The following is a 1,319-nucleotide window of genomic DNA, read 5'->3' on the forward strand; positions in this document are numbered from 1 at the left end:
ACAGGGCATCAGTGACCGGCAGATCAACGACGTAGGAGTCACCGACAGTGCGATACGGTTGGGTCGAAGCAGTGGATGGTGACAGCACAACCAGACGAGGAGCGCTGTTAATCCCACCGGGCGGAAACTGAATGTAGGTGTGATCGCCCTCGCGGTAGATCCGCAGAGGCTTCCATGCCGGGCTGCTGCCTGTCATGTGAAAGTCGAAATCGGGCGTATTCCGCTTGGCCACGGCCTCTGGAGACGGCGGCGGCTCAGGCTGCGTCTGCGGATCGCCTGAAGCATAGCTGTAGGCAATGCTGCGCATTGACGGGCCGGTCGGGTCAAGCACGACAACATAGGCGCGTCGACTGGTCGCAAAGCGGAGGATTGACTGCGTGGCGGCTGGCTCTGGCGTGAGTGCGACGGCCCAGGCAGCGTGAATGCCGCGTGTTCCACGCACGAGATCTGTCCGCCATCCGGCTTTTGGCTCTACAGCAAGGGCCTCACTTGCGACCGTCTCACCCGGCTGAAGACGAAGAATGCAGAGGGAGCCGGGCGCGCAATGGACCCGGGCATAGCCCTCGCCGTAGGCAAACCATGTCAGCCCCGCTTTGCCTGAGAGGGCACTACTTTCGTGGGCCGGCGTAGGGGCAAGGGCGATGGGCGAGGCCGCGGTGGCTTTGGCCACCAGATCGACCGGGTGAGTGGGCGTGACAGCAAGTGCGGTTGTCTGTCGAACCGGGGTATCGATCCTCTGATTCAGACTCCCTAAAAAGCCATTGATGCGATCAAGGCTTTTTTGCAGGGCCAGCTCGGGTGATGGCATCCCCGGGACATCGACTGTCACCGGGGTCTCGGTGTTAGCACCTGCACACCCGCTGAGCGCTGCAAGGCCAACGAGGGGAAGCATGAAAAGAGCGTTCTTCATGCTGACAGTGTGGCGGACTCCTTTGTGAGTGCGGACACCTCGTCCTCAGAAGACATCCGGATGACCGTTCCCAGCCCAACACCATCCCTGAGTTCTCTGGCAATGTCCTCGATCACGCCGCCAAGGGCGGTGCTTGCATCCTGGCCGGCTTTCATCCGGACGTCTTCGCGGCGCTCAATTTCCTGCTCGGCCGATCCCCTGGGAAAGACCTTTGCGAGGCGTCGACGTGCTTCTGTCGTCCCGAGTGCGTCATAGAGACGGCGTCTCAGGGCGGTGTCCTTGGGGCTGGTAGACAGCGCCCACAGTTCAATCGGTCCCATAAGATTGAGAACGAACAGTTCGTACAGTTCGTGGTTCACGCGCGTCTGCCAGATGAGCGGGGCACCGCTTCCATCGGCACGGGGGCCGT

General features: G+C 61.6%; 1 protein-coding gene and 1 pseudogene. Both read right to left on the bottom strand.

The features are described from left to right. On the bottom strand, positions 1-910 hold a 910-nt coding region (locus tag R5H23_RS16735; RefSeq protein ID WP_317216117.1), incomplete at its 3' end, for a TrbG/VirB9 family P-type conjugative transfer protein. Next, positions 907-1,319, bottom strand: a pseudogene (locus tag R5H23_RS16740) (type IV secretion protein DotO); the annotation flags it as partial. The pseudogene R5H23_RS16740 and the gene R5H23_RS16735, both read right to left, overlap by 4 nt.

The organism is Gluconobacter sp. GP1, assembly GCF_032913585.1.
In the GTDB taxonomy this organism is placed as follows: Bacteria; Pseudomonadota; Alphaproteobacteria; order Acetobacterales; family Acetobacteraceae; genus Gluconobacter; species Gluconobacter cerinus.